The 20549-nt window shown below is 72.7% G+C and carries 22 protein-coding genes; 11 read left to right on the forward strand and 11 right to left on the reverse strand.

Features of this window, described 5'->3' with window-relative positions:
- Nucleotides 1-57: 57 nt before the first annotated feature.
- Nucleotides 58-1575 (reverse strand): CYTH and CHAD domain-containing protein, encoded by a 1518-nt coding sequence (locus ABJI51_RS33950; protein ID WP_348955177.1) that lies wholly within the window; start codon nt 1573-1575, stop codon nt 58-60.
- Nucleotides 1576-1701: 126 nt separating this feature from the next.
- On the opposite strand from ABJI51_RS33950, the gene ABJI51_RS33955 reads away from it, so the two are divergent.
- Both ABJI51_RS33955 and ABJI51_RS33960 read left to right on the forward strand, forming a co-directional pair.
- The gene (locus ABJI51_RS33955) at nt 1702-2223 is read left to right on the forward strand and encodes a hemerythrin domain-containing protein (protein WP_348955178.1); all 522 of its coding nucleotides are present in this window, start codon (nt 1702-1704) and stop codon (nt 2221-2223) included.
- 38 nt (nt 2224-2261) lie between these two features.
- Nucleotides 2262-3062: an ANTAR domain-containing protein gene (locus tag ABJI51_RS33960; RefSeq protein ID WP_348955179.1), complete on the forward strand. Its 801-nt coding sequence runs from the start codon at nt 2262-2264 to the stop codon at nt 3060-3062.
- 54 nt (nt 3063-3116) lie between these two features.
- On the opposite strand, the gene ABJI51_RS33965 is transcribed toward ABJI51_RS33960, so the two are convergent.
- From ABJI51_RS33965 to ABJI51_RS33975, 3 genes are all read right to left on the reverse strand, one after another.
- Nucleotides 3117-3584 carry a hypothetical protein gene (locus ABJI51_RS33965; RefSeq protein ID WP_348955180.1) on the reverse strand — a complete coding sequence of 156 codons (468 nt, stop codon included), beginning with the start codon at nt 3582-3584 and terminating at the stop codon, nt 3117-3119.
- 69 nt (nt 3585-3653) lie between these two features.
- Nucleotides 3654-4493: an aldo/keto reductase gene (locus ABJI51_RS33970; RefSeq protein WP_348955181.1), complete on the reverse strand. Its 840-nt coding sequence runs from the start codon at nt 4491-4493 to the stop codon at nt 3654-3656.
- An 88-nt stretch (nt 4494-4581) separates the two neighbouring features.
- Nucleotides 4582-5043 carry an SRPBCC family protein gene (locus tag ABJI51_RS33975; protein WP_348955182.1) on the reverse strand — a complete coding sequence of 154 codons (462 nt, stop codon included), beginning with the start codon at nt 5041-5043 and terminating at the stop codon, nt 4582-4584.
- Nucleotides 5044-5160: 117 nt separating this feature from the next.
- Between ABJI51_RS33975 and ABJI51_RS33980 the strand changes: the two genes are divergently transcribed.
- Genes ABJI51_RS33980 through ABJI51_RS33990 form a run of 3 tightly spaced genes read left to right on the forward strand, consistent with a single transcriptional unit; the run spans nt 5161 to nt 6139 of the window.
- A complete protein-coding gene (locus ABJI51_RS33980) occupies nt 5161-5574 on the forward strand; it encodes a phage holin family protein (RefSeq protein ID WP_348955183.1) in 414 nt (137 codons plus the stop codon).
- Complete coding sequence (locus ABJI51_RS33985; protein ID WP_348955184.1) at nt 5571-5876, forward strand: DUF3618 domain-containing protein; 306 nt, start codon at nt 5571-5573, stop codon at nt 5874-5876. Before ABJI51_RS33980 ends, ABJI51_RS33985 begins: the two co-directional genes overlap by 4 nt.
- Entirely contained in the window at nt 5873-6139 is a 267-nt protein-coding gene (locus ABJI51_RS33990) for a DUF4235 domain-containing protein (RefSeq protein ID WP_348955185.1), read from the forward strand. The genes ABJI51_RS33985 and ABJI51_RS33990 overlap by 4 nt, the downstream gene beginning before the upstream one ends.
- A gap of 95 nt (nt 6140-6234) precedes the next feature.
- On the opposite strand, the gene ABJI51_RS33995 is transcribed toward ABJI51_RS33990, so the two are convergent.
- Nucleotides 6235-6612 carry an STAS domain-containing protein gene (locus tag ABJI51_RS33995; RefSeq protein ID WP_348955186.1) on the reverse strand — a complete coding sequence of 126 codons (378 nt, stop codon included), beginning with the start codon at nt 6610-6612 and terminating at the stop codon, nt 6235-6237.
- A gap of 170 nt (nt 6613-6782) precedes the next feature.
- Between ABJI51_RS33995 and ABJI51_RS34000 the strand changes: the two genes are divergently transcribed.
- Together ABJI51_RS34000 and ABJI51_RS34005 are read left to right on the forward strand one after the other, a co-directional pair.
- The gene (locus tag ABJI51_RS34000) at nt 6783-8072 is read left to right on the forward strand and encodes an NAD(P)/FAD-dependent oxidoreductase (protein ID WP_348955187.1); all 1290 of its coding nucleotides are present in this window, start codon (nt 6783-6785) and stop codon (nt 8070-8072) included.
- A gap of 19 nt (nt 8073-8091) precedes the next feature.
- Nucleotides 8092-8682 carry a hypothetical protein gene (locus ABJI51_RS34005; RefSeq protein ID WP_348955188.1) on the forward strand — a complete coding sequence of 197 codons (591 nt, stop codon included), beginning with the start codon at nt 8092-8094 and terminating at the stop codon, nt 8680-8682.
- Between the two features lie 331 nt (nt 8683-9013).
- On the opposite strand, the gene ABJI51_RS34010 is transcribed toward ABJI51_RS34005, so the two are convergent.
- On the reverse strand, nt 9014-9901 hold the full coding sequence (locus ABJI51_RS34010) for a LysR family transcriptional regulator (protein WP_348955189.1): 888 nt from the start codon (nt 9899-9901) through the stop codon (nt 9014-9016).
- Nucleotides 9902-9983: 82 nt separating this feature from the next.
- Here ABJI51_RS34010 and ABJI51_RS34015 point away from each other — a divergent pair, with 82 nt between their 5' ends.
- The gene (locus tag ABJI51_RS34015) at nt 9984-11291 is read left to right on the forward strand and encodes a type III PLP-dependent enzyme domain-containing protein (RefSeq protein ID WP_348955190.1); all 1308 of its coding nucleotides are present in this window, start codon (nt 9984-9986) and stop codon (nt 11289-11291) included.
- A gap of 41 nt (nt 11292-11332) precedes the next feature.
- Nucleotides 11333-12820: an ArnT family glycosyltransferase gene (locus tag ABJI51_RS34020; protein ID WP_348955191.1), complete on the forward strand. Its 1488-nt coding sequence runs from the start codon at nt 11333-11335 to the stop codon at nt 12818-12820.
- 50 nt (nt 12821-12870) lie between these two features.
- On the opposite strand, the gene ABJI51_RS34025 is transcribed toward ABJI51_RS34020, so the two are convergent.
- Nucleotides 12871-15228, reverse strand: coding sequence for an alpha-L-fucosidase (locus ABJI51_RS34025; RefSeq protein WP_348955192.1), 2358 nt, complete (start codon nt 15226-15228; stop codon nt 12871-12873).
- Between the two features lie 206 nt (nt 15229-15434).
- On the opposite strand from ABJI51_RS34025, the gene ABJI51_RS34030 reads away from it, so the two are divergent.
- Both ABJI51_RS34030 and ABJI51_RS34035 read left to right on the forward strand, forming a co-directional pair.
- Nucleotides 15435-15698, forward strand: coding sequence for a hypothetical protein (locus ABJI51_RS34030; RefSeq protein WP_348955193.1), 264 nt, complete (start codon nt 15435-15437; stop codon nt 15696-15698).
- Between the two features lie 788 nt (nt 15699-16486).
- Nucleotides 16487-17698 (forward strand): SGNH/GDSL hydrolase family protein, encoded by a 1212-nt coding sequence (locus ABJI51_RS34035; protein ID WP_348955194.1) that lies wholly within the window; start codon nt 16487-16489, stop codon nt 17696-17698.
- Here ABJI51_RS34035 and ABJI51_RS34040 read toward each other — a convergent pair.
- From ABJI51_RS34040 to ABJI51_RS34055, 4 genes are all read right to left on the reverse strand, one after another.
- Entirely contained in the window at nt 17695-18969 is a 1275-nt protein-coding gene (locus tag ABJI51_RS34040) for an MFS transporter (protein ID WP_348955195.1), read from the reverse strand. The two genes, ABJI51_RS34035 and ABJI51_RS34040, sit on opposite strands and share 4 nt — an antisense overlap.
- Nucleotides 18966-19508 carry a GNAT family N-acetyltransferase gene (locus ABJI51_RS34045; RefSeq protein WP_348955196.1) on the reverse strand — a complete coding sequence of 181 codons (543 nt, stop codon included), beginning with the start codon at nt 19506-19508 and terminating at the stop codon, nt 18966-18968. The genes ABJI51_RS34040 and ABJI51_RS34045 overlap by 4 nt, the downstream gene beginning before the upstream one ends.
- 143 nt (nt 19509-19651) lie before the next feature.
- The gene (locus ABJI51_RS34050) at nt 19652-20209 is read right to left on the reverse strand and encodes a YbaB/EbfC family nucleoid-associated protein (RefSeq protein WP_348955197.1); all 558 of its coding nucleotides are present in this window, start codon (nt 20207-20209) and stop codon (nt 19652-19654) included.
- On the reverse strand, nt 20206-20547 hold the full coding sequence (locus ABJI51_RS34055; RefSeq protein WP_348955198.1) for a type VII secretion target: 342 nt from the start codon (nt 20545-20547) through the stop codon (nt 20206-20208). Before ABJI51_RS34055 ends, ABJI51_RS34050 begins: the two co-directional genes overlap by 4 nt.
- Nucleotides 20548-20549: the final 2 nt, after the last annotated feature.

Below are 20549 nucleotides of genomic sequence, written 5' to 3' on the forward strand. Positions count from 1 at the left end.
GTGGGTGTGTGGGGGTCCCCCCCCTAATACCCCCCCACGACCGGTGCGGCAGACCGCTCAGCGCAGCCAGCCGGGAGCCTTGCCCTTGCGCAGCCGGCGCCACTCCCCCGCGAACCGTTCGCGCAGCTGCTCCGCCCGATGGGCGTCGCGGGCGTGGAGCATCCCGAACGTGAACGTGTTCTGGCCCTCGCCGTGCCCGGCGATCGCGAGGTGGTGCAGGACGTCCCGGCCGACGACGGTGTCCTGGTGCGCGCCCAGCGTCTGCTGGACCGCCTTGACGTTCTTGCGCCACGCCCGCATCTTCCTGCCGTACACCGGTTTCACGGTGTCGGCGGCGTACCGGGCCTGCTTCGCCTTCTTGCGGACGTCGTGCAGTGCCTGCTCCAGCTCACCGTCCGTCAGGCCACGCGTTGCCGCTTCGGCGCGGCTCAGCTTCCGGGCCGCCTTGCGCACCGGCTTGCGCAGACCGGCCTTCGCGGGCTTGCGTGCCCGCGCGGTCAGCGGCGGTTCCTCCAGCACCGCGTCCAGCGCGCGCAGCAGTTCCAGATAACGCTTGCCGGTCAGTGCCGCCATGGCCCGCGTGCGGCCTTCCTCGGCCTCGCGGGCGAAATGGCGGGTGAGAAACTGGCTCAGCGGCCCGAAGACCAGCTCCGACGGCACGCCGCCGAGCTGCTCGCGCAGCCGCTCCTCGGTGACCTCGCTGTCCCGGGCCGGGGCGAGCTGCCGCCCCAGCCACTTCAGCTCGGCCACGATGGGCGCGGACTCGTCCTTGTCGACGATCGAGCCGAACGCGCGCAGCGTGCTGCGCAGCTTCCGGGTCGCGACGCGCAGCTGATGCACCGAGTCGTCGACGTCCAGCCGCACGCCGACGTCCGCCCGGCGCAACCGGTCGTAGTGCTCGCGCAGGGACGCCAGCACGACGTCCCCCGCCGTCGGCTTCTTGGCGGCACGGCGCGGGGCCGGGACGCGGTCCCCGATCAGGCGCCGCAGCTTCGACGGCCACTTCGACGCCGCCGCGCCCGATTCGGCCAGCGCGCGGTCGAACTCCCCGAGCCGTCCCGGCTCGGTCGCCGGGTCGAGCTCCAGTTCCAGCTCACGCCACTCGTCGAGGTGGGCGGCGGGCCCGCCCGCCTCGCCGGTCACGTGGTCGTCGGTCAGGGTCGCGATCGTCCGGCCGTCCGCGCCGGCGAGCCGGTGGGCGAACCGGTCGGTACGCAGGTGCGCCACCGGCTTCAGCTTCTCCCCCAGCGTGTACGCGCGGACCAGCCGTCGGAGCCGCCCGGGCACCTTGTGCGGCTCACCGCCGAGCGGCAGCTGGATCTCCTGCCGCTCGTCCGCCGAGACCGGCAGCTTCAGGTGCCAGCCCGCGTCGGGGCCGCCTGCCCGCCGCCGCAGCGTGATGCCGCTGCGGGCCAGCCGGAACGTCTCGGTGTCGTAGTAGGACGCGTCGAGGATGTGCTCGACCGGGTCGTCCTGTGCCACGACGCCGGCGACGCCGACCAGCCGCGGGATGCCGCTGCCCGCGGCGAGTTCGTACTTGCGCTCGCGCTCGGTCACCACCGACGGCGCTGCCATGGTCGTCCTCCCTGGGGGCCGGGTTCGTCTGGAAGGAGTACCCGTGGCGTGCCTGCCCGACACGGGATTCGCGGCCCGAGCAGCGGGTATCCGAAACGAAATCCCGAGCCCGGACCAGGAGAGTGCATGAACGGCAGCCCGCCCGCAACCGACCTGACGACCGTCCTCGACGGGGACCACCGGGAGCTCGACCGGCTCTGCACGGAACTCGAGCTCGGCCAGGGCAGTCCGGAGAACCGCAAGGACCTTGCCGATCACCTGATCGCGGAGCTGGTCCGGCACGCCGTCGCCGAAGAGCCGTATCTCGACGGCGACGGCGACCTCGCCGAAGCGGACCGCCTGATGCGGCAGCTGGAGGGCACCGGACCGCAGGAAACCCGGTTCGAGCGGCTGCTGGGCGGGCTGATCCGGGCGATCCGGCGGCACGTCCGCGAGGAGGGCCCGGCGGCGGTGCGCACGGTGCGGCGCAGCTGTTCGGAGCAGCGGCGGGCCGAACTCGGCAAGGAAGTCCTCGAGCTCCGCGACGCCGCGGCGACCGTGCCGCACCCGGACCTGGCCGACCGCGTACCTCAGGCCCGGCAGCTGTGGCCGGGGCCGGGCTTCGTCGACCGCGCCCGGGCGGCGCTGCGCCCGCCGTCATCGGGTTGAATGGGGGATCGGCCACCCCCGACGTGAGGACAGGACGCATGAGTGTCGGCGAAGACGAGTGGGCCCGTGACCGGGCCGGGTTCGCCCAGGACGGCCGTCCGGCACCCGGACCGCTGGCGCAGCAGTTCGCCGACCTGACGCGCACCCTGCTCGACGTGACGCCGACCGTGGGCGGCGTGCTCAAGCTCGTCGTCGGGGCCGCGGCCGAGATCGTCCCGGACGCCGACCTGGTCAGCGTCACGCTGCGGGACCCGCAGGGCCGGTTCCACACCCCGCTGGAGACCGACCGGGCCGCCGCGCAGCTGGACCGGGTCCAGTACGAGCACGGCGAAGGGCCGTGCGTGGAAGCGGCGCGGCCGGACGGCCCGGCCATCGCGTGGTCCGGTGACCTGGGCGGCGACCCGCGCTGGCCGTCGTTCGGCCCGGCCGCCGCCCGCCACGGCTACCACTCGGTCCTGGCCACGGCCCTGCTGCCGGACGCCCGCCCGCCGCGGCTTTCGGGGGCGCTGAACATCTATTCGCGCAAGCCGGGCGCGTTCGACGCCGGCGCGATCGACGTCGCGCTGCTGCTGGCGACGCACGCGTCCCTGGCGCTGGCCCACACCGAGGCGGTGGCCTCGGCCGAGCTGGAGGCGGCGAACCTGCGCCGCGCGATCGACAGCCGCGACGTCATCGGCCAGGCGAAGGGCATCCTGATGCAGCGCCGCGGCATCACCGCGGACGAGGCGTTCGACGTGCTGCGCCGGACGTCCCAGGACCTCAACGTCAAGCTCGCCGACGTGGCCAAGGCCCTCGCGACGCGCCACACGGAGATGGACCTGCCCGCTTCCGAAGCCTGACCGCGCGTACGCGAGGGCGCCACTTTCACGTGAAAGTGGCGCCCTCGCGGCTGCTTACTGGGCCGTGTACGGGGACCGGTTCTCCAGCGACGGGCTCGCCGCCGGGTAGCGGCCGTCCTGGCCGGGGACCGGGGTGACCGTCGGGGCCTGCTGCTCCGGCTCCACCCGCTGCCGCGGACCGCGGTGGACGACCGCCTCGACCTCCTGCTCGCCGCGGATGCGGGCCAGCACGCCGAGGGTGATCGCGTGGGCCAGCGCGAGGATCAGCAGCAGCACACCGAGCCGCCCGACGACGCCCGGCAGGTCGCTGCCGCCCATCTCGATGGTCGAGATCAGCGCCAGCACCCCCAGCGTCGCCAGGTGGAACAGCACCGTGACCAGGCGCGTCATCGACGCGCCCGCCGCCGGGTCCCCGTAGGAGTTCTCCAGGTACCGGCGGCCGCTGCGGTAGATGACTTGCCCGTCTATCAGGACCAGCGCCACGCCGATCGCGAGAAACGACAAGTACGCGTTCGTGGTCATGCCGGACGCTCCTTCCTGGGGGACCTCGCAGAAGGAATACCCGGGAGGTTGCGCACGGAAACGCCGCGGTCACCCCGTGAAAGTGTCCGGATCCGGCCCGGTGCGGCGGCCTTCGTCGAGCCCGGCGATCGCGGCCATGTCCTCGTCGTCGAGCGCGAAGCCGAAGACGTCGATGTTCTGCCGGATCCGCTCGGGCGAGGACGACTTCGGGAACACGATGTTCCCGAGCTGGACGTGCCAGCGCAGCACCACCTGCGCGGCCGTCCGCCCGTGCTTGGCGGCCAGCCCGGTCAGCACCGGGTGCTCGAGGACCTCCGCCCGCGCCAGCGGGCTCCACGCCTCGGTGGCGATGCCGTGTGCCCGGTGGTATTCGCGCAGCTGCGGCTGCTGCAGCGCCGGGTGCAGCTCGATCTGGTTGACCGCGGGCACCACCCCGGACTCCTCGGCGAGCCGGTCGAGATGGGCGGGCTGGAAGTTCGAGACGCCGATGGCGCGGGCCTTGCCCGCCCGCAGGATGTCCTCGCAGCCCTGCCAGGTGCGGACGTAGAGTTCCTTGTGCGGCAACGGCCAGTGGATCAGGTACAGGTCGACGTAGTCGAAGCCGAACCGGCGCAGGCTGCCTTCGAGCGCGGTGATCGCGTTGTCGTGGCCGTGCGCGTCGTTCGCCAGCTTGGTCGTGACGAACACCTCTTCCCGCGCCAGCCCGGAATCCGCGATCCCGGCTCCCACCCCGGCCTCGTTCCGGTACATCTGCGCGGTGTCGATGTGCCGGTAGCCCGCCTCCAGCGCCGTCCGCACGGCACCGGCGGTGTCCTCCGGCGGGATCTGGAACACGCCGAACCCGAACTGCGGGATCCGCACGCCGTTGTTCAGTTCCACGGTCGGGACGTCGGCAGTCGTGGTCGTCATGCGTGCGGCCTACCCGAGGCCCCCTGACGCGAAACACGGCGGGACGGTGGTGACCGTCCCGCCGTGCGGATTCACCCCGTACGGGTGACTACGTGCCCGGACGGTCCACGTCGCCGCGCCACGCGCCGGTCTCCCGGCCGCGCTGCTCGATGAACTCCTTGAACCGCTTGAGGTCGCCCTTGACCCGGCGGTCGAGCACGCCGAGCTTGTCGGCGACGTTCTCGGCGAAGCCCTCCGGGTCGATCTCCATCTGGGCGGTGACCCGGGTGTGCGAGTCGTCGAGCCGGTGGAACGTGATCACCCCGGCGTGGTCCGGCCCGGAGTCGGACGTCCAGGCGACCCGCTCGTCGGGATGCTGTTCGGTGATCGTCGCGTCGAATTCGCGCGTCACGCCACCGAACCGGGTCACCCAGTGGGTGTGGGTGGCGTCCACCTGGCGGATTTCTTCGACGCCCTCCATGAACTTCGGGAACTCCTCGAACTGGGTCCACTGGTTGTAGGCGGTCGAGACGGGGACCTCCACGTCCACGACTTCGGTGATCGTGCTCATGCACTCCTCCTGATCGGTGGTGGAAATGTCCGGCTACCCGCCGCCGCGGCGGTCAAACCCCTCGTGATTGACCTGCGGCCGTCCGGGTATCCGGCGGTCAGGCGAAGGAGGTGTTCGGTGATCGAAGAGGCAAACCGGAAACCGGCGGCCGACCGTTCGGTCGGCGAGCTGGTGACGGACCTGACCGACGAAGTCAAGCGGCTGGTCCGGGACGAGATGCGGCTGGCGGTCTTCGAACTGCAGCGCAAGGGAAAGAAACTGGGCTTCGGCGCCGGGCTGTTCGGTGCGGCGGGCCTGTTCGCGTTCTTCGGCGCGGGCGCGCTGGTCGCGGCCGCGATCCTGGCGCTGGCGCTCGTGGTGCCGGGCTGGCTGGCGGCGGTGATCGTCGCGGTGGCGCTGTTCCTCGTGGCCGGAATAGCGGCGCTGGCCGGCAAGAAGGAGGTCACGCAGGGGGCGCCGCCGGTGCCCGAGGAAGCGATCGCCGGCGTCCGCGAAGACGTGGACACCGTGAAGCAGGGAGTGCGGACATGAGCGGCGACTTCCCGAAGAACGCCGAAGAGGCGCGGCTCGACCGGGACGTCACCCGGGAAGAGCTGACCGAGACCCTGGAAGCACTCGGGCAGAAGCTCGACGTGAAGACCAGGGTGCGGGAGAACGTCGACGACAAGCTGGACCAGGCGACCGCGAAGGTCGCCGAAGTGACGAACGAGCCGACCGCGGTCAGGTTCCGCCAGGGTGCCGACGCCGTGCGCGCCCACCCGCTGCCGGTCTTCGCCGGCGTGCTGGGCCTGCTGATCGCGATCCGCCTGATCCTGCGCCGGAGGAACTCGTGAACAAGGTGCTGTACAAGCCGCTGAGCTGGGTCGTGGGTGCGCTGGGCGGCATCCTCGCCGGCCAGGCGTTCAAGCAGGTGTGGAAGCGCGTGTCCGGCGAGGAGGACGCGCCGGACGCGACCGACCGCGACTACACCTGGCGGCAGGTGGTGATCGCGGCGGCGGTCCAGGGCGCGATCTTCGGCGCGGTCAAGGCCGCCACCGAGCGCGCCGGCGCGGTCGGCTACCGCAAGGCCACCGGTGACTGGCCCGGCGACGACTGACCACTGTGGACGGTGGGAGGCGTGGCCGTCGCGGTCACGCCTCCCGGCCGGGTCCCGTTCAGCTGTTCAGCGAACGGGCGGCTTCGCAGCCGCCGTCACGCCTCGCGGCCCGGCTCGGGAACCGCCGGTGCCAGCACGGCCAGCGCCGCCCCGACCTCCGGATGGATGCTCAGCGCCACATCGGCGCCCGTGGCTTGCAGCGATCGGGTGACCGCGTGGCCACCGGCGACCACGGCGAGTCCGGTGCGGGCGTTCGCGTGCAGCAGCGCACGGACGCCGGCGCAGCTGAGGAAACTCACCCGGGACAGGTCGGCCACCAGCGGCCCGCCGGTGGCGAGGGCGCTTTCGAGGGTCCCGACCGTGGCGGCGTCGATATCGCCCACCAGGGTGAGGACGCGGATCCCGCCGGGCCGGTCGGTCGACGTGACCGTCAGCCCCGACGGTTCGTGAATCGTGCGGAAAAGGTCTTGCATGGCGCTCCCTTTCTCAGCGTACAGGGGCGCTGACCGGAGCACGTGTCTGAACAACAGCCAACACCACTGACCGTACGCCCCTGTGCCCCCAGGTCAACCCCACGCGTTTCCCGCCTCCGACCTCGGGTAATCGACGCGGGACGGATATCCGCCACCCTGGAAGGAGATCCATGCGTGTCGTGATCGTCGGCGGCGGCTTCGCCGGGTACCACGCGGCCAAGAGCCTCCGTAAGGAGGCGGGTGAGGACGTCGAAGTCGTCGTGCTGAATCCGACGGACTACTTCCTTTATCTGCCGCTGCTGCCCGAGGTGGCGGCCGGGATCCTCGACCCGCGGCGGGTCACGGTGTCGATTCCGCAGACGCTGCCGGGTGTTCGCCTGGTGCTCGGCGTCGCCACCGGGGTCGACTTCGACGCCCGCGCCGTCTCCTACACCGATCCCGAGGACAACGAGCGCACGATCCGCTACGACCGGCTCGTCCTGGCCGTGGGGAGCGTCAACAAGCTGCTGCCGATCCCGGGCGTCCCGGAGAACGCGCACGGTTTCCGCGGTGTCCCGGAGGCGCTGTACCTGCGCGACCACATCACGCGGCAGATCGAGCTGGCCGCGGCGGCCGACGACCCGGCCGAGCGCGAGGCGCGCTGCACGTTCGTGGTGGTCGGCGCCGGTTACACCGGCACCGAGGTCGCCGCGCAGGGGCCCGCGTTCACCGAGGCCCTCGCCGCGCGCCACCCCGAGCTGGCCGGGCAGCAGATCCGCTGGCTGCTGCTGGACGTCGCCGAGCGCGTGCTGCCCGAACTCGACTCTCGGCTCGGCCGGACCGCCGACGAGGTCCTGCGCTCGCGCGGGGTCGAAGTGCTGATGAAGACGTCGGTGGACCACGCCGACGCCAAGGGCGTCACGCTGACCAACGGCGAGTCGGTGCCGACGCGCACGCTGGTGTGGTGCGTCGGCGTGCGGCCCGATCCGCTGGTCGAGCAGATCGGGCTGACGACCGCCAAGGGCAGGCTGGTCGTCACCGAGCAGCTGAACGTCCCGGGCCGAGACGACGTCTTCGCCTGCGGCGACGCGGCGGCGGTGCCGGACGCGACCCGTCCCGGCCAGTACACCGCGATGACCGCGCAGCACGCGGAACGGCAGGGCAAGCTGGCCGGCCGCAACGTCGCGGCGTCGCTCGGCTACGGCCGCCCGGCCGGCTACCGGCACCACGACCTCGGCTTCGTCGTCGACCTCGGCGCCGGTGCCGCGGCGGCGAATCCGTTGCACGTGCCCCTGTCCGGCCGCCCGGCAAAGGCGGTGACGCGCGGCTACCACCTCATGGCAATGCCGGGCAACCGCATCCGCACGGCGGCCGACTGGGCACTGGAGAAGCTGACCGGCCGCCAGACCGTCCAACTTGGACTGGTCCGGTCGGGTTCGGTCCCGCTCGACACGGACTCGCCCGAACTTCCCCGTCGTTGAGTCGTTGAAAGGAAAGCGCATGCCTCTCGAGCCCGCCCGTTCCGAAGGCCCGTCCGTCGTCACCGCCGGCGACGCGTCGGGCCCCAAGGTGATCGTCCTGGACCCGGCGGGAGCCGGGAAGCACGACGAGCTGCCGGCAACCTGGCGCCCCCTGTCGGAAAAGCGCGCGATCTTCTGGTGCCGGGTACCGGCGGGCGGCGCCCTCACGGAAGCCGACGACGTCCTCGCCGACGCGGGACCGGACGACCCGCAGATCGCACTGGTGGCCTCCGGCCCGTTCGCGGCCGAGGCCCTCCAGCTGGCCGAACGCCACGCCGGCGCGGCATCCCAAGTGCTGCTGGTCGACCCGGCCTCGGACGCCTTCCTGCCCTCGGGCGACGCGGCAAAGGCCAACGAAGCGTGGCTCGCCGAGCACGAGGACGCCGTGACGAAGCTGCGGGAAGCGGGCACGCAGGTGCGGGTGGTGGCGTCGAGCACCGACGGGCCGGAGGACCGGGTGCCGCCGCCCCTGCCGCTGGGCCGCCCCTGCCGCTGGGCCACCCCACCGTGGTCGCCGCGGTGCGCATGGCCCTCGGGGAGGACTAGCTCCACTGCCGGGGCTCTCGGCTAGGGATAACTCGCTGCCGGGCCACGGGTGGCACGCCCCCGACGGCGGGCCCCACGCTGCCGGGCCCTCCGGCGGCGGCAGGCCTCTTCGGCGGCGGGCCTCTTCGGCGGCCTGGTCGATGTGCCGGTGCCCGCGCTGAGCCAACCGGGCAGTGCGCCCCAAGGTGGCCTTGGGTGCGCTCAACGCACCCAAGGCGGCCTTCGGTGCACCCAACGCACCCAAGGCGGCCTTCGGTGCACCCAACGCACCCAAGGCGGCCTTCGGTGCACCCAACGCACCCAAGGCGGCCTTCGGTGCACCCAACGCACCCAAGGCCGCCTTGGGGCGCCTGAAGCTACCTCCCCGCGGCCTGCCGCGACAGCTCCACAAACCCCCGCACCACCGGCGACACCGCACCCGCCCGCCAGGCCAGTCCCAGATCGATCCGCGGCACCGGGTCCTCCAGCCTCCTCAACACCACCCCGCGGCGGCGCAAAGCCCGGGCCCGGTGTTCCGGGATCGCCGCAATCCCCGCCCCCTCCGCCACCGCGCGCATGAGCTGCTCGTCCTCCGGTTCCTCGCGGACGATCGGCGGCACCCCCTCCGGCCAGACCTGCCCACTGATGGCGTCGTACTGGCCCGGCCCGTTCTCGCGCGGCCAGAACACCACCGGCTCCGTCGCGATCCAGGCCCGCCGGATGCGGCCGCGGTGGCGGGCCAGTGCGTGGCCTGACGGCAGCGCCAGCAGTACCTCCTCCGATCCCACCACCGCCACCTCGATGCCGGGCGCCGTCAGCGGGGGCCGGACGAAACCCACGTCGATCTCGCCCGCTGCCAGGCGGGTCAGGTTGAGGCTGGTCCAGCCCGTCTCCAGGGCCAGCTCGACGTCCGGGTGGCGGGACCGGTACGCCGCCACCAGGTCGGCGGCCAGCGGGCCCGGTGCCGAACGCGTGTAGGCGATCCGCAGCCGTCCGGCGTCGCCGCGGGCGGTTGCCGCGATCACGCCTCGGGCGCGCTCCAGGTGGTCCAGCAGCTCCCGGGCCTCCGCCGCCGCCACGCGGCCCGCCTCCGTCAGGGCGAAACGCGGTCCCGAGCGGTCGAGCAGTGCCACCCCCAGCTCGGCCTCGAACGCGCGGATCTGCTGGCTCAGCGACGGCTGCGCGACGAACAGGCGCGCCGCCGCCCTGGTGAAGTTCATCTCCTCGGCGAGCACGGCGAAGTAGTGCCATCGGCGCAGGTCCACCCAGCCACTATAGGACAAACCTATGGATCGAGAAGGACGAAGTCTTGGACCGCGCGCCCCGGCCGCTGCTGTCCTGGACAGCATGACGACCCGCACCGACCGCAAGCTGCTCGCCCTCGCCGCCGCCGCGGACCGGCGGCTCGCCGACCCCCTGGCCGGGTTCGTCGACCTCGCCGGTGTCCGGGAGGCCGTCGAGGACCTCACCAAGGCGTTCGCCCCGCTCGGGCGCGTCCAGCACACCGTCGCCGTCAAGGCCTGCGGGCTCGCGCCGCTCCTGCGGTTCCTCGGCGATCTCGGCGTGGACGCCGAAGTCGCGAGCCCGGGCGAGACGGCGCTGGCCGAGGCCGCCGGCGTCCGCGGGGAGCGGCTGGTGCTCGACTCCCCCGCCAAGACCACCGCCGAGCTGGCGCACGCGCTGGCCGAGGGCACGGCGGTCAACGCCGACAACTTCCAGGAGCTCGCCCGGCTCGACCGCCTGGTCGGCGCGACGCCGCCGCGGTCGGTGCTGGGCCTGCGGATCAACCCGCAGGTCGGTGCCGGCCGGATCGGCGACACCAGCACCGCCACCGCCGCGTCGAAGTTCGGGATTCCCTTGCGGGACAACGGAAACCGCGCATTACTACTGGAGGCGTTCGCGCGGCGGCCGTGGCTGACCCGGCTGCACGTCCACGTCGGCTCGCAGGGCTGCCCGCCCGGCCTGATGGCCGAGGGCGTCGCCGCGGTACACGAGCTGGCCGAGGAGATCAACGCCGAAGCCGGGTACCGGCAGGTGACCAGCCTCGACCTCGGCGGCGGACTGCCGGTGAACTTCGCCTCCGAGGACCAGGGCCCGACCTACGCCGACTACGTGGCGACGCTGCTCGCGCGGGTCCCCGCCCTCGCCGACGGCCGCTACTCCTTCGTCACCGAGTTCGGCCGGTCGCTGCTGGCCAAGAACGGTTTCCTGGTCAGCACGGTGGAGTACACGAAGACCGCGGGCGGCAGGCCCATCGCGGTCACGCACGCGGGCGCGCAGGTGGCCGCCCGAACGGTGCTCCAGCCGGAGCACTGGCCGCTGCGGCTCGGCGCGTTCGACGCGGCGGGCCGTCCGAAGACCGGGCCCGCTGTGCCGCAGGACATCGCCGGTCCGCTGTGCTTCGCGGGCGACCTGCTCGCCCGCGAACGGCCGCTGCCCCTGCTCGAACCCGGCGACCTCGTGGTCGCCCACGACACCGGCGCGTACTACTTCGGCGCGCACTACGCCTACAACACGATGCCGCGCCCGGCCGTGCACGGCTTCACCGTGTCCGGCGAGGACGTCGAGTTCACGCCGATCCGCCGCGCGCAGTCCGTGGCCGAACTGGTGGCCGACGCGGGCGGCGAATTCGTCGGAGTGCTCCCGGCGGCCTGATCTCCGGCGTACGATCCCGGGCACGCCGAGGGGAGACTGCCATGGGGGCCGGTCGTTCGCTACCGCGGTTCGCCGCGCGGGAAACCGGGATCGTCGTCGCCGTCCAGGCGGTGGTGCTGACCGCGCTGTCCGGCCGGTACGGCTTCCACCGCGACGAGCTGTACTTCGTCGCCGCGGGCCGCCGCCCGGACTGGGGCTACGTCGACCATCCGCCGATCACGCCGTGGCTGGCGCGGGCGTCGACGGCGCTGTTCGGCGAAACCCCGGCGGGACTGCGGGTCGTGGCGACGCTGCTGGGCATGGCGACCGTCGTGGCCGTCACGCTCGTCGCCCGCGAGTTCGGCGGCGGCCGCGGTGTCCAGCTGTTCACCGCGATCGCGACGGCGTCGTCCACCTACGTGCTGGTCGTGTCGCACATGCTGGCCACCAACAGCGCGGACGTCCTGCTGTGGTCGCTGATCACGTTGTCGGGACTGCGGTTGCTGCGCACCGGCGACGGCCGGTGGTGGCTCGCCGTCGGCGCCACCGCGGGCCTCGGCCTGGCGAACAAGTGGCTGGTCCTGCTCCTGCTGTCCGGGCTGGGCATCGGCGTGGCCGTCGCCGGGCCGCGCCGGGTACTGCGGTCCTGGTGGCTCGCGGCGGGCGTCGCGGTCGCCGTCGTCCTGGCGGCGCCGGTCGTGCTCTGGCAGGCGTCGCGCGGCTGGCCGATGCTGTCCGTCGCGGGCGGGATCAGCGAGGACGACGGCGCGGAGAACCGCGTCCTGTTCGTGCCGATGCAGCTGGTCCTCCTCTCCCCCGTGCTCGTGCCGGTGTGGGTGGCCGGGCTGGTGCGGCCGTGGCGCGAACCCGCCCTGCGCTGGGCCCGGCCGCTGGCGATCGCGTATCCGGTGGTGTGCGGGGAACTGCTGGTGCTGGGCGGCAAGCCGTACTACGCAGTGCCGTTGCTGCTGCCGCTGATGGCCCTCGGCGCGGAACCGGTGCTGGCCTGGCTGCGCCGCGGCACGACCCGGCGCGTGCTCACCGGCGCGGCCGCGGTGGTGTGCGGGGCGGTGTCCGTCCTCATCGGACTCCCGGTGCTGCCGCCTGCCGCGCTGGACCCGGTGCTGGCGATGACCAAGGAGCCCGGCGAGCAGGTCGGCTGGCCTGAGTTCGCCGTCAGTGTCGCGGACGCGTGGGCGAAAATCCCGGCGGCCGACCGGGACACGGCCGTGATCCTCGCCGGAAACTACGGCGAGGCAGGCGCGATCGAGCGCTACGGGCCCGAGCGCGGGCTGCCGCAGCCGTACTCGCCCCACATGTCCTACGCCGACTGGGGTCCGCCCCCGGACCGGCTGGTCGGGCCGGTCCTGCTGGTCGGGCGGATCGCGCCCGGCTCCCCGGCCGCACGGCTGATCACCGGGTGCCGCCCGGTTTCGGCGCATCGGAGTCCCGCCGAGGTGAACAACGACGAGAACGGCGTCCGGCTTTCCCTCTGCACGCTGACGCGGCCGTGGTCGCAGGCGTGGCCGCAGCTGCGCCGCTTCTATTGAGCAGTTGGCCCGGTTACGCTCGGGCTCACGCCGACTTCTGAGCCGCCGCGTCAGCTCCAGGCGACCTTGAACACCCAGGCGTAACGCCCTGCCTCGCGGGCCGCGGCCGGGACGTCGATCACCAGCGAGCCGTTCTCCACCGTCCACTGCAGACTGCCGCGGTACCCGAGCAGCGTCACCCGGTCACCGGCGCGGATCGGCACCGGGGCGTCCACGACCAGGCGGCTGCCCGGCGCGGTCAGGGAGTGCACGTAGAACGCCTCGTTCTGCCGGACGGTGAACCGCAGGTGGCCGAGCTGGGCCATCCGGGACCAGTACGTCGTGCCGTGGATCGCTTCGCCGTTGACCTTCAGCCACGCGCCCACGTCCCGCAGGTGGCGCTGCATGACGTCCGGGATCGTGCCGTCGAAGTCCGGGCCGATGTCGAGCAGGAAGTTGCCGTTCTTCGACACGATGTCGACCAGGGTCCGGACCACTTCCGCCGCCGTCATGTAGCGGTCGTCCGGGGTCGCGCGGTTGTAGCCGTAGGAGAACGGGTCGAGTCCGCGGCTCGCCTCCCACTTCGCCACCACGGTGTTGGGGTAGGTCGTGTACTCCGGCGTGGTGAAGTCGTGGTCCGGGATGCCGCCGCGGTCGTTGTAGGTGACGTCCTTGGGGCGCTTGCGGTTCTTCGCGCGGTTGAAGTACTCGGTGAGCACGGCCCGGCTGTCGTTGACCCCGCCGATGTCGAACCACAGCACGTCCGGGTCGAACTCCCTGATCAGTTCGAGCACCTGCGGCGCCTGGTAGTCCCGCACGAAGTCCTTCCCCGCGGTGTACCCGGTGTAGGGCAGCGGCGCGCCGGTGTAGGGGTTGCGCGGCGCGTGGCCCATCCACGGGTTGTCCGGGTTGAACCACTCGGGCAGCGAGAAGTACAGGCCGTTGCGCAGCTGCGGGGTGTACCTCCGCGACGCGGCGAACAACTCCGCGACGATGTTGCGCTTCGGCCCGAGCTTCACGGAGTTGCGGTCGCTGACCTTCGTGTCCCACAACGCGAAGCCGTCGTGGTGCTTCGACGTCAGGACGTAGTACTCGGCGCCCGCGTCCGCGATCAGCTGCAGCCACGCGCGCGGGTCGAACTTCGCCGCGGTGAACATCGGGATGAAGTCGTCGTAGACGAAGTTCTCGCCGTACTTCTGCCGGTGGTAGGCGTAGGTCGCGCCGTTCGGGTCCTGCTGGTTCTGCCAGTACCACTCGGCGTACTGCTGCCCCACCGGCGCCCACGCGGGCACGGCGTACACGCCCCAGTGGATGAAGATGCCGAACTTGGCGTCGGAGAACCAGTACGGCGCGCGGTGGGTGGACAGGGACGCGTCGGTCGGCCGGAAGTCCGGGATGCCGAGCGTGACCGGCACCTGCTGGGTGGCGAGCGTGGCCCGGCCCGCGGTGACGCGGAGCTGACCGTTCGCGGTGGTGCCGGGCGGGACGGACGCGTTCGCCGCGATCCCGAGCCGCACGGTCGCCTGCTCGCCCGGCGCCAGCGCGCGGATGGCCGCGGGCACGGTGGTCCGCCCGCCGGGGACATCGACGGTGACGCTGACCCGGTCACGCGCGCCGAGCCAGACCGTCCCGGCGTTGACCACGGTCACCTCGGCCGCCTGCGGGCCGCCGTCGGTGAGCAGGTTGGCCGTCGAACGGCCGTCGAGGATGAGCGCCGAACGGCCGACGGCCACCGGCTGCAGGGTCAGCGCGAAGACGTGGAGGCTGGCGACGTTCGGCGCCGGGTTCGCGGTCTTCGGCAGGGTCAGGGCGACGGCTTCGCGGGCGGAGTCGATCCAGACCTGGCCGGTGGCCAGGGACACCGGGTTGTTGTCGACGACGCCGCCGGGTGCGTAGCGGAACGGCGAGACGAGGGCGCCGGTGCCGGTGTACCAGTCGGGGCCGGACAGCGACCCGGTGCTCGTGCTGCCGTCGGCGTAGTGCACGGTCGCGGTGCCGCCGGTGGCGCCGTAGCTGGACGCGACCAGGAAGTACGCGACGAAGTACCGGCCCTTCGGCAGGTCGATCCGCTGGCCGGTGGCGGCGATGTTGTTCTTCGCGCCGGCGGCCGCCGAGCCGAGCGTGAACGGGATGCCGCCGACGGTCGCGGTCCGCCCGGCGGGCAGGTGCTCGGCCGGGAAGGTGTAGCCCGACCCGTCGAAGTCGCCGCCGGGCGCCGACGCGCTGTCGATGCCGTCGCCGGTGAACCAGGCGTCGAGGGCGACGGGAACCGGTGGCGGGGGCGGGACGATCGGGGTGCTGTCGGCGTTGTCGGCGCTTCCGGTGCTTTCGCGGGTGGCGGCACCGGCCGGGGCGAGGCCGGCGGCGCCGAGCACCACGGCACCCCCGAGGGCCATGCCGAGGGCTTGACGGCGGGGGAAGGTCGTCACTGAACCTCCAGGGATCGGATGAGTACGGCGAACTGTTGCCCACGTTCGGGCTCAGCTGTCACAATTGGGTGTGATTCATCCGATGACTGACCCTGCTTGACGGCTCCCCCGGTGTCAAGAGGGCACCCGAAATGAACCGGGTTCGCGGTCGGCTCGTACTACGGGGTAACGAGCCGCAGCACCCGCCGGACCGAGAGGCCAGACCGATGCCCACCCTCCCGAGCGCGCTGACCCACCGCGCGATCGCCATGCTCAAGGCGGTCGGCGAGGGCCGCGCGGAGCTGCGCTGCAGCTGCGAACCCGACCTGCGCGTCGACGGCCTGTCGTGCTGCGACCAGAGCACCGCCCACGACCTGGCCCGCGCGGGCCTGATCCGCGCGGCCACGCTGGTCGCCCCCGGCCAGTGGGCCCCGGCCGAACTCACCGACGCGGGCCGCCGCGCCCTCACCGGGCTGCCCACCGCCGCCTGACCCGCCACGGAAGTTCGTGAAGGTGGCGCATCCCGGCCCCGCCCTGCCGGCCAACCTGGCCCGCCCGGCCGAGGTCTTCCCCGCGCGACGGCGGCGGAAGCGTTGCGGCCACAGAACCGGCCGCGCGCTTCCTGCGACCCCAAGCTCCGGCTGCCCCCGCGCGAAAGCCCGGCCGCCCGCTTCCTGCGCCCCCAAGCCCGGCTGGCCAGCGCTCCCTGCGCTCCAAGCCCGGCCGCCCGCCGCCGCACCCCTCGAAAGGCCGGTGAAAGCCTTCACCGGCCGTAATAGCCCGCAAGAAGAACCTCACGGCCGCATCCCGGCCCGCCCCACCCCGCGAAAGCCTCTTCACCGGCCGCGCGCTTCCCTGTACCCCAAAGCCCCGGCCCGCCCGCCGTACCCCACTCAAAGGCCGTGAATGGCACATTGAGGGACTTGAAGGCCGTCAATGTGCCATTCACGGCCTTTCCCGGTCCGCCCAAGCTGCAGGGTCAAGAATTCCGGGCCGGCGCTGAACCGGGGCGGGGCGGGGGCCGTGCTCTGGGTGAGGGCGTCTCGCACACGCCCTCCGGGGTTGCCACGATGCAACGATCCGGGCCAGCCTCCGCCCGATCGGGACCGGGTGCCCCGGCGAGCGGCCGTCGCGGCAACGGCCACCTCGCGCGGGCCCGTCCGGCATCCCCAGAATCCCGGACGGGCCCGCCCCTTTCCCCGCCTGTCCGGAGATCTTGTCCGCCTCGCTCACCTGATCAGCGGTCGCCCCTTCGGCGATCACCAGCCACCGTGGGATCATGCGACGTTTCCTGGCCGTGGGCGCGGCCGTCCTGGCGGGTCTGGGCATCCTCACCTCGCCGGGCAGTGCGAATCCGGAAAGCGCTCTCTTCGAGCACGCGATCGGCGGCTGGGTCGGCACGTGGGCCGCGGCGCCCGCGTCGGCCGTGGCGAACACTCCGGACGGCTACCCGGGTTACTCGATCCGCAACGTCGTGCACACCAGCGCCGGCGGCGGGCGCGCCCGCGTCCACCTGTCGAACGCCTTCGGGGCCTCGCCGCTGACCTTCGGGCACGTCACGATCGCCGTCCAGGGCGCCGGTGCCGACGCCGTGCCCGGCACGCTGCGGTCGCTGACGTTCGGCGGCGCGCCGGAGGTCGTCGTGCCCGCCGGGGCCGAGGCGCTGAGCGACCCGGTGAACCTGCGCGTGCCCGCCGATGCCAACCTGCTCGTCACGACGTACGTGCCGGCGAAGTCCGGCCCGGTCACCTACCACCCGGCCGCGGCGCAGACGTCGTACTTCACCCGCGCCGGCGACTTCGCCGCCAGTGAGTCCGGCGCGCCCTACACCGAGCAGACCTCGGTGTGGCACTACGTTTCCGGGGTCGACGTCCAGGGCGGCGCCGAAGCCTCGATCGTCGCGCTGGGCGACTCGATCACCGACGGCGTCGGCTCAGTGGCCGGGGCGAACCACCGCTGGCCGGACTACCTCGCCGACCGGCTGCACGGCCGCTTCGGCGTGCTGAACGCGGGCATCAGCGCCAACCGGCTGCTGCTCGACGTGCCGGGGTCCGGCGCGGGCCAGAACGCGCTGTCGCGCTTCGACCGGGACGTGCTCAGCGTGGGCGGCGTGCGGACGCTGATCGTGCTGGAAGGCATCAACGACATCCAGCAGACCCCGCACCAGACCGACCCGGCCGCGATCACCTCGGCGTACCGCCAGCTCGTGGCGCAGGCCCACGCGCGCGGCATCCGCGTCCTCGGCGGCACGCTGACGCCGTTCAAGGGCTGGCGCGTCTACGACGAAACCCTCGAAGCAACCCGGCAGGCGGTGAACGAGTTCATCCGCACGAGCGGGGTGTTCGACGCGGTGATCGACTTCGACGCGGCGGTCCGCGACCCGGCCGACCCGCTGCGGATGCTGCCCGCCTACGACTCGGGCGACCACCTGCACCCGGGCGACGCGGGCTACGAGCGCATGGCCGCGGCGATCCCGCTGCACCGCCTCTAGCGGCGCGGGATGAACGCCACCGCGAGCAGGCTCAGCAGCGCCACCGCCACCAGGTAGAGCGCCACCGACAGCGAAGTGCCGGTGGCGGTCTGCAGTGCCGTCGCGATCAACGGTGCGAAGCCTCCACCCAGCACCGCGCCCACCGCGTACGAGAACGACGCCCCGCTGTAGCGGTAGCGCGGCTCGAACAGCTCGGCGAACAACGCCGACTGCGGCCCGTACGTCGCGCCGAGGCCGACGTTGAGCACCACCACCGCAATGATCAGCGCCGCCACCGCGCGCGTGTCGACCAGCAGGAAGAACGGCACCGGCCAGGCCACCAGCAGCACCGAGCCCGCCAGGTACACCGGCTTGCGGCCGATCCGGTCCGACCACGCCGCGGTGAGCACGATGGCCGCCAGCCAGGTCACGCTGCCCACGATCACGACGACCAGCATCGTCGCGCGGCCGATCTTGAGCACCGACGTGCCGTAGGACAGCAGGTACGCCAGGAAGATGTAGCCGATCGCGGTGTTCGCGACGAAGCTGCCCGACGCGACCAGCAGGGCCCGCGGCCGTTCGCGCAGGACGTCGAGCATCGGGCGGCTGCTGCGGGCCTCCTCCGCCCGCAGCCGGGCGAAGACCGGCGACTCCTCGATCCGCAGCCGGATCACCAGGCCGACACCGACGAGGACGATGCTCGCCAGGAACGGCACCCGCCAGCCCCAGGCGGCGAACTGCGCGTCGGTCAAGGCGCGGCCGAGCACGAAGAACACCAGCTGGGCGAGGATCAGCCCGGCCGGGACGCCGATCTGCGAGAACGCGCCGTAGGTGCCGCGGCGGCCCGCGGGCGCGTGCTCGACGGCCATCAGTGCCGCGCCGCCCCACTCGCCGCCCGCGCTCAGACCCTGCAGCAGCCGCAGGACCAGCAGCAGGACCGGGGCCCACACGCCGATCGCCGCATACGTCGGCAGCAGGCCGACCCCGACCGTCGCCACGCCCATCAGGACCAGCGACAGCACCAGCATCGCCTTGCGGCCGACGCGGTCGCCGAAGTGGCCCCACAGGATGCCGCCGACCGGGCGGGCCAGGAACCCGACACCGAGCGTGGCGAACGCCGCCAGCGTGCCGGACGCCGGCGAAAGCGACGTGAAGAACAGCTTCCCGAACACCAGCGCCGTCGCGGTGCTGTAGATGAAGTAGTCGTACCACTCGATCGTGGTGCCGACCGCGCTCGCGACGGCGACCCGTCGCAGCTGCCGGGCCGCGACGGGTGGCGCCTCGGTGCTCACGAACCGGCGAGCGCCGCCGCGGGCACCAGGTCCTCGGCCAGCAGGTCCATGAGCAGGCCGTCGTGCCAGCTGCCGTCCGGCCCGCGCTCGTACGAGCGCATCGTGCCGACCGGCCGGAAGCCGAGCGAGCGGTACAGCCGGATGGCGGCCTCGTTGTCCGCCGCGGGGTCGATCACCAGCCGGTGGTGCCCGCAGGTGGTGAACAGGTGCTCGGCCAGCGTCCGGATCGCGTCCGAGCCGAGGCCGCGGCCCTGCCAGTCCGGGTGGACGGCGATGTCGATCCCGGCGTGCCGGTACTGGGGGTCGGCCTCCTCGAAGGCGAGTTCGATGCCGACGACGACGTCGTCGTGCTCGATGGCGTAGGTGGTGGTGCCCTCGTCGGGGTCCAGGAGGTAGGACACCTGGGCGGACACGGGCTCCTCGGCGTCGGCCCACCAGCGGGCGACTTCGGGGTGCGACAGGATCTCCTCGAACCGGGCGGCATCCGAGGCGGCGGCAGGCCGCAGCCGGACACGGCTACCGGTGATCAGGCCGGTCATCGGCCCAGTGTCGACCACCGGAGGACCGCTGTCGAGTCCCGGAAGGGGCGTAACGCGGGACCCGGCAGCGTGCCGGACGGCGCTTTCCCGGCTTCTCGTGAGTGGTAATTCGGGTTAGAACCCGAATTACCACTCACGACGGCTCACCAGGGGTTGTTGTCCTCGTCGTCGGTCTCCGCCGCAGGCCGACGCGGTGGGGGCGACGCCTGCGGGGCCGACGGTGCCGGTGGGAGCCCCGCCCCGCCCGCCGGGGACGGCGGGACCGGGCCCGGGGGTGCCGGGGGCTGCTGGTCGTCCGGCTCGTCCGGGTCGGGGAAGCGGCCGCGCAGGGTGTCGAGCAGGGCCGTGCGGGTTTCGCGGTCCTCGTCGCCCAGCTGCTCGGCCATCACCCCGGCCACGCGGTCGGCGATGCCGGACTGCGCGCGCCGCATCGTCGTGAGGATCTGCCGGGACAGCTCCTCCAGCGGGAACGACTTGACCTTGTTCGTGAACGTCAGGTCGGTGACCGTGCCGTCCGCGCCGACCGTGACGCTCACCGCGCCGTCGGCGCTGGTCGCCGTCAGCCGCAGCCGCTCGGTCTGCTCCTGGGCCGCCTGGTAGCGCTGGGCCTTGGCCGCGAAGCCCGCCACCCAGTCGTCCATCCGGCGGATCGTCTGCTCCGGGTCGCGCATCAGGTCGCCCAGCCCGTTCGGCCCTGTCATGCCTTCGCCCTCGCTTCCGTGCGCGGCGCGGCCGTGAGCTGGCGCTCGAACGGCTGCGCGTTGCCTTCTTCACCGTCGCGATAGGACTGTGCGGCGGTACGGACGTTCTCCGAAAGCCCGCGCACGCCTTCGGCCGACGCGTTCAGCGCGTCCTTCGCCTGCTCGCCCGTCGGCCGGATGATCGGCGGGAGGAACGCGCACAGCAGCCCGTACGCGTGGTCCGACATCGCCGTGTCCGCCGCCGACGCCGCCGTGTTCAGCCGGTCCACCAGGCTGTCGACGTGACTCGCGTGCGCGACCAGGTCGTCCGGTTCGACCTCGAAGCCGCCGGCAGTCATGC

The organism is Amycolatopsis melonis, assembly GCF_040064235.1.
Lineage (GTDB): Bacteria > Actinomycetota > Actinomycetes > Mycobacteriales > Pseudonocardiaceae > Amycolatopsis > Amycolatopsis melonis.

Coding starts and splice junctions, on each gene's coding strand:
- ABJI51_RS34050 (WP_348955197.1), bottom strand. CDS start 20,209: ATGACAGGGCCGAACGGGCTGGGCGACCTGATGCGCGACCCGGAGCAG.
- ABJI51_RS33970 (WP_348955181.1), bottom strand. CDS start 4,493: ATGACGACCACGACTGCCGACGTCCCGACCGTGGAACTGAACAACGGC.
- ABJI51_RS34015 (WP_348955190.1), top strand. CDS start 9,984: ATGACGACCCGCACCGACCGCAAGCTGCTCGCCCTCGCCGCCGCCGCG.
- ABJI51_RS34005 (WP_348955188.1), top strand. CDS start 8,092: ATGCCTCTCGAGCCCGCCCGTTCCGAAGGCCCGTCCGTCGTCACCGCC.
- ABJI51_RS33975 (WP_348955182.1), bottom strand. CDS start 5,043: ATGAGCACGATCACCGAAGTCGTGGACGTGGAGGTCCCCGTCTCGACC.
- ABJI51_RS33955 (WP_348955178.1), top strand. CDS start 1,702: ATGAACGGCAGCCCGCCCGCAACCGACCTGACGACCGTCCTCGACGGG.
- ABJI51_RS33965 (WP_348955180.1), bottom strand. CDS start 3,584: ATGACCACGAACGCGTACTTGTCGTTTCTCGCGATCGGCGTGGCGCTG.
- ABJI51_RS34055 (WP_348955198.1), bottom strand. CDS start 20,547: ATGACTGCCGGCGGCTTCGAGGTCGAACCGGACGACCTGGTCGCGCAC.
- ABJI51_RS34030 (WP_348955193.1), top strand. CDS start 15,435: ATGCCCACCCTCCCGAGCGCGCTGACCCACCGCGCGATCGCCATGCTC.
- ABJI51_RS33995 (WP_348955186.1), bottom strand. CDS start 6,612: ATGCAAGACCTTTTCCGCACGATTCACGAACCGTCGGGGCTGACGGTC.
- ABJI51_RS34035 (WP_348955194.1), top strand. CDS start 16,487: ATGCGACGTTTCCTGGCCGTGGGCGCGGCCGTCCTGGCGGGTCTGGGC.
- ABJI51_RS34000 (WP_348955187.1), top strand. CDS start 6,783: ATGCGTGTCGTGATCGTCGGCGGCGGCTTCGCCGGGTACCACGCGGCC.
- ABJI51_RS33960 (WP_348955179.1), top strand. CDS start 2,262: ATGAGTGTCGGCGAAGACGAGTGGGCCCGTGACCGGGCCGGGTTCGCC.
- ABJI51_RS33950 (WP_348955177.1), bottom strand. CDS start 1,575: ATGGCAGCGCCGTCGGTGGTGACCGAGCGCGAGCGCAAGTACGAACTC.
- ABJI51_RS33985 (WP_348955184.1), top strand. CDS start 5,571: ATGAGCGGCGACTTCCCGAAGAACGCCGAAGAGGCGCGGCTCGACCGG.
- ABJI51_RS34020 (WP_348955191.1), top strand. CDS start 11,333: ATGGGGGCCGGTCGTTCGCTACCGCGGTTCGCCGCGCGGGAAACCGGG.
- ABJI51_RS34045 (WP_348955196.1), bottom strand. CDS start 19,508: ATGACCGGCCTGATCACCGGTAGCCGTGTCCGGCTGCGGCCTGCCGCC.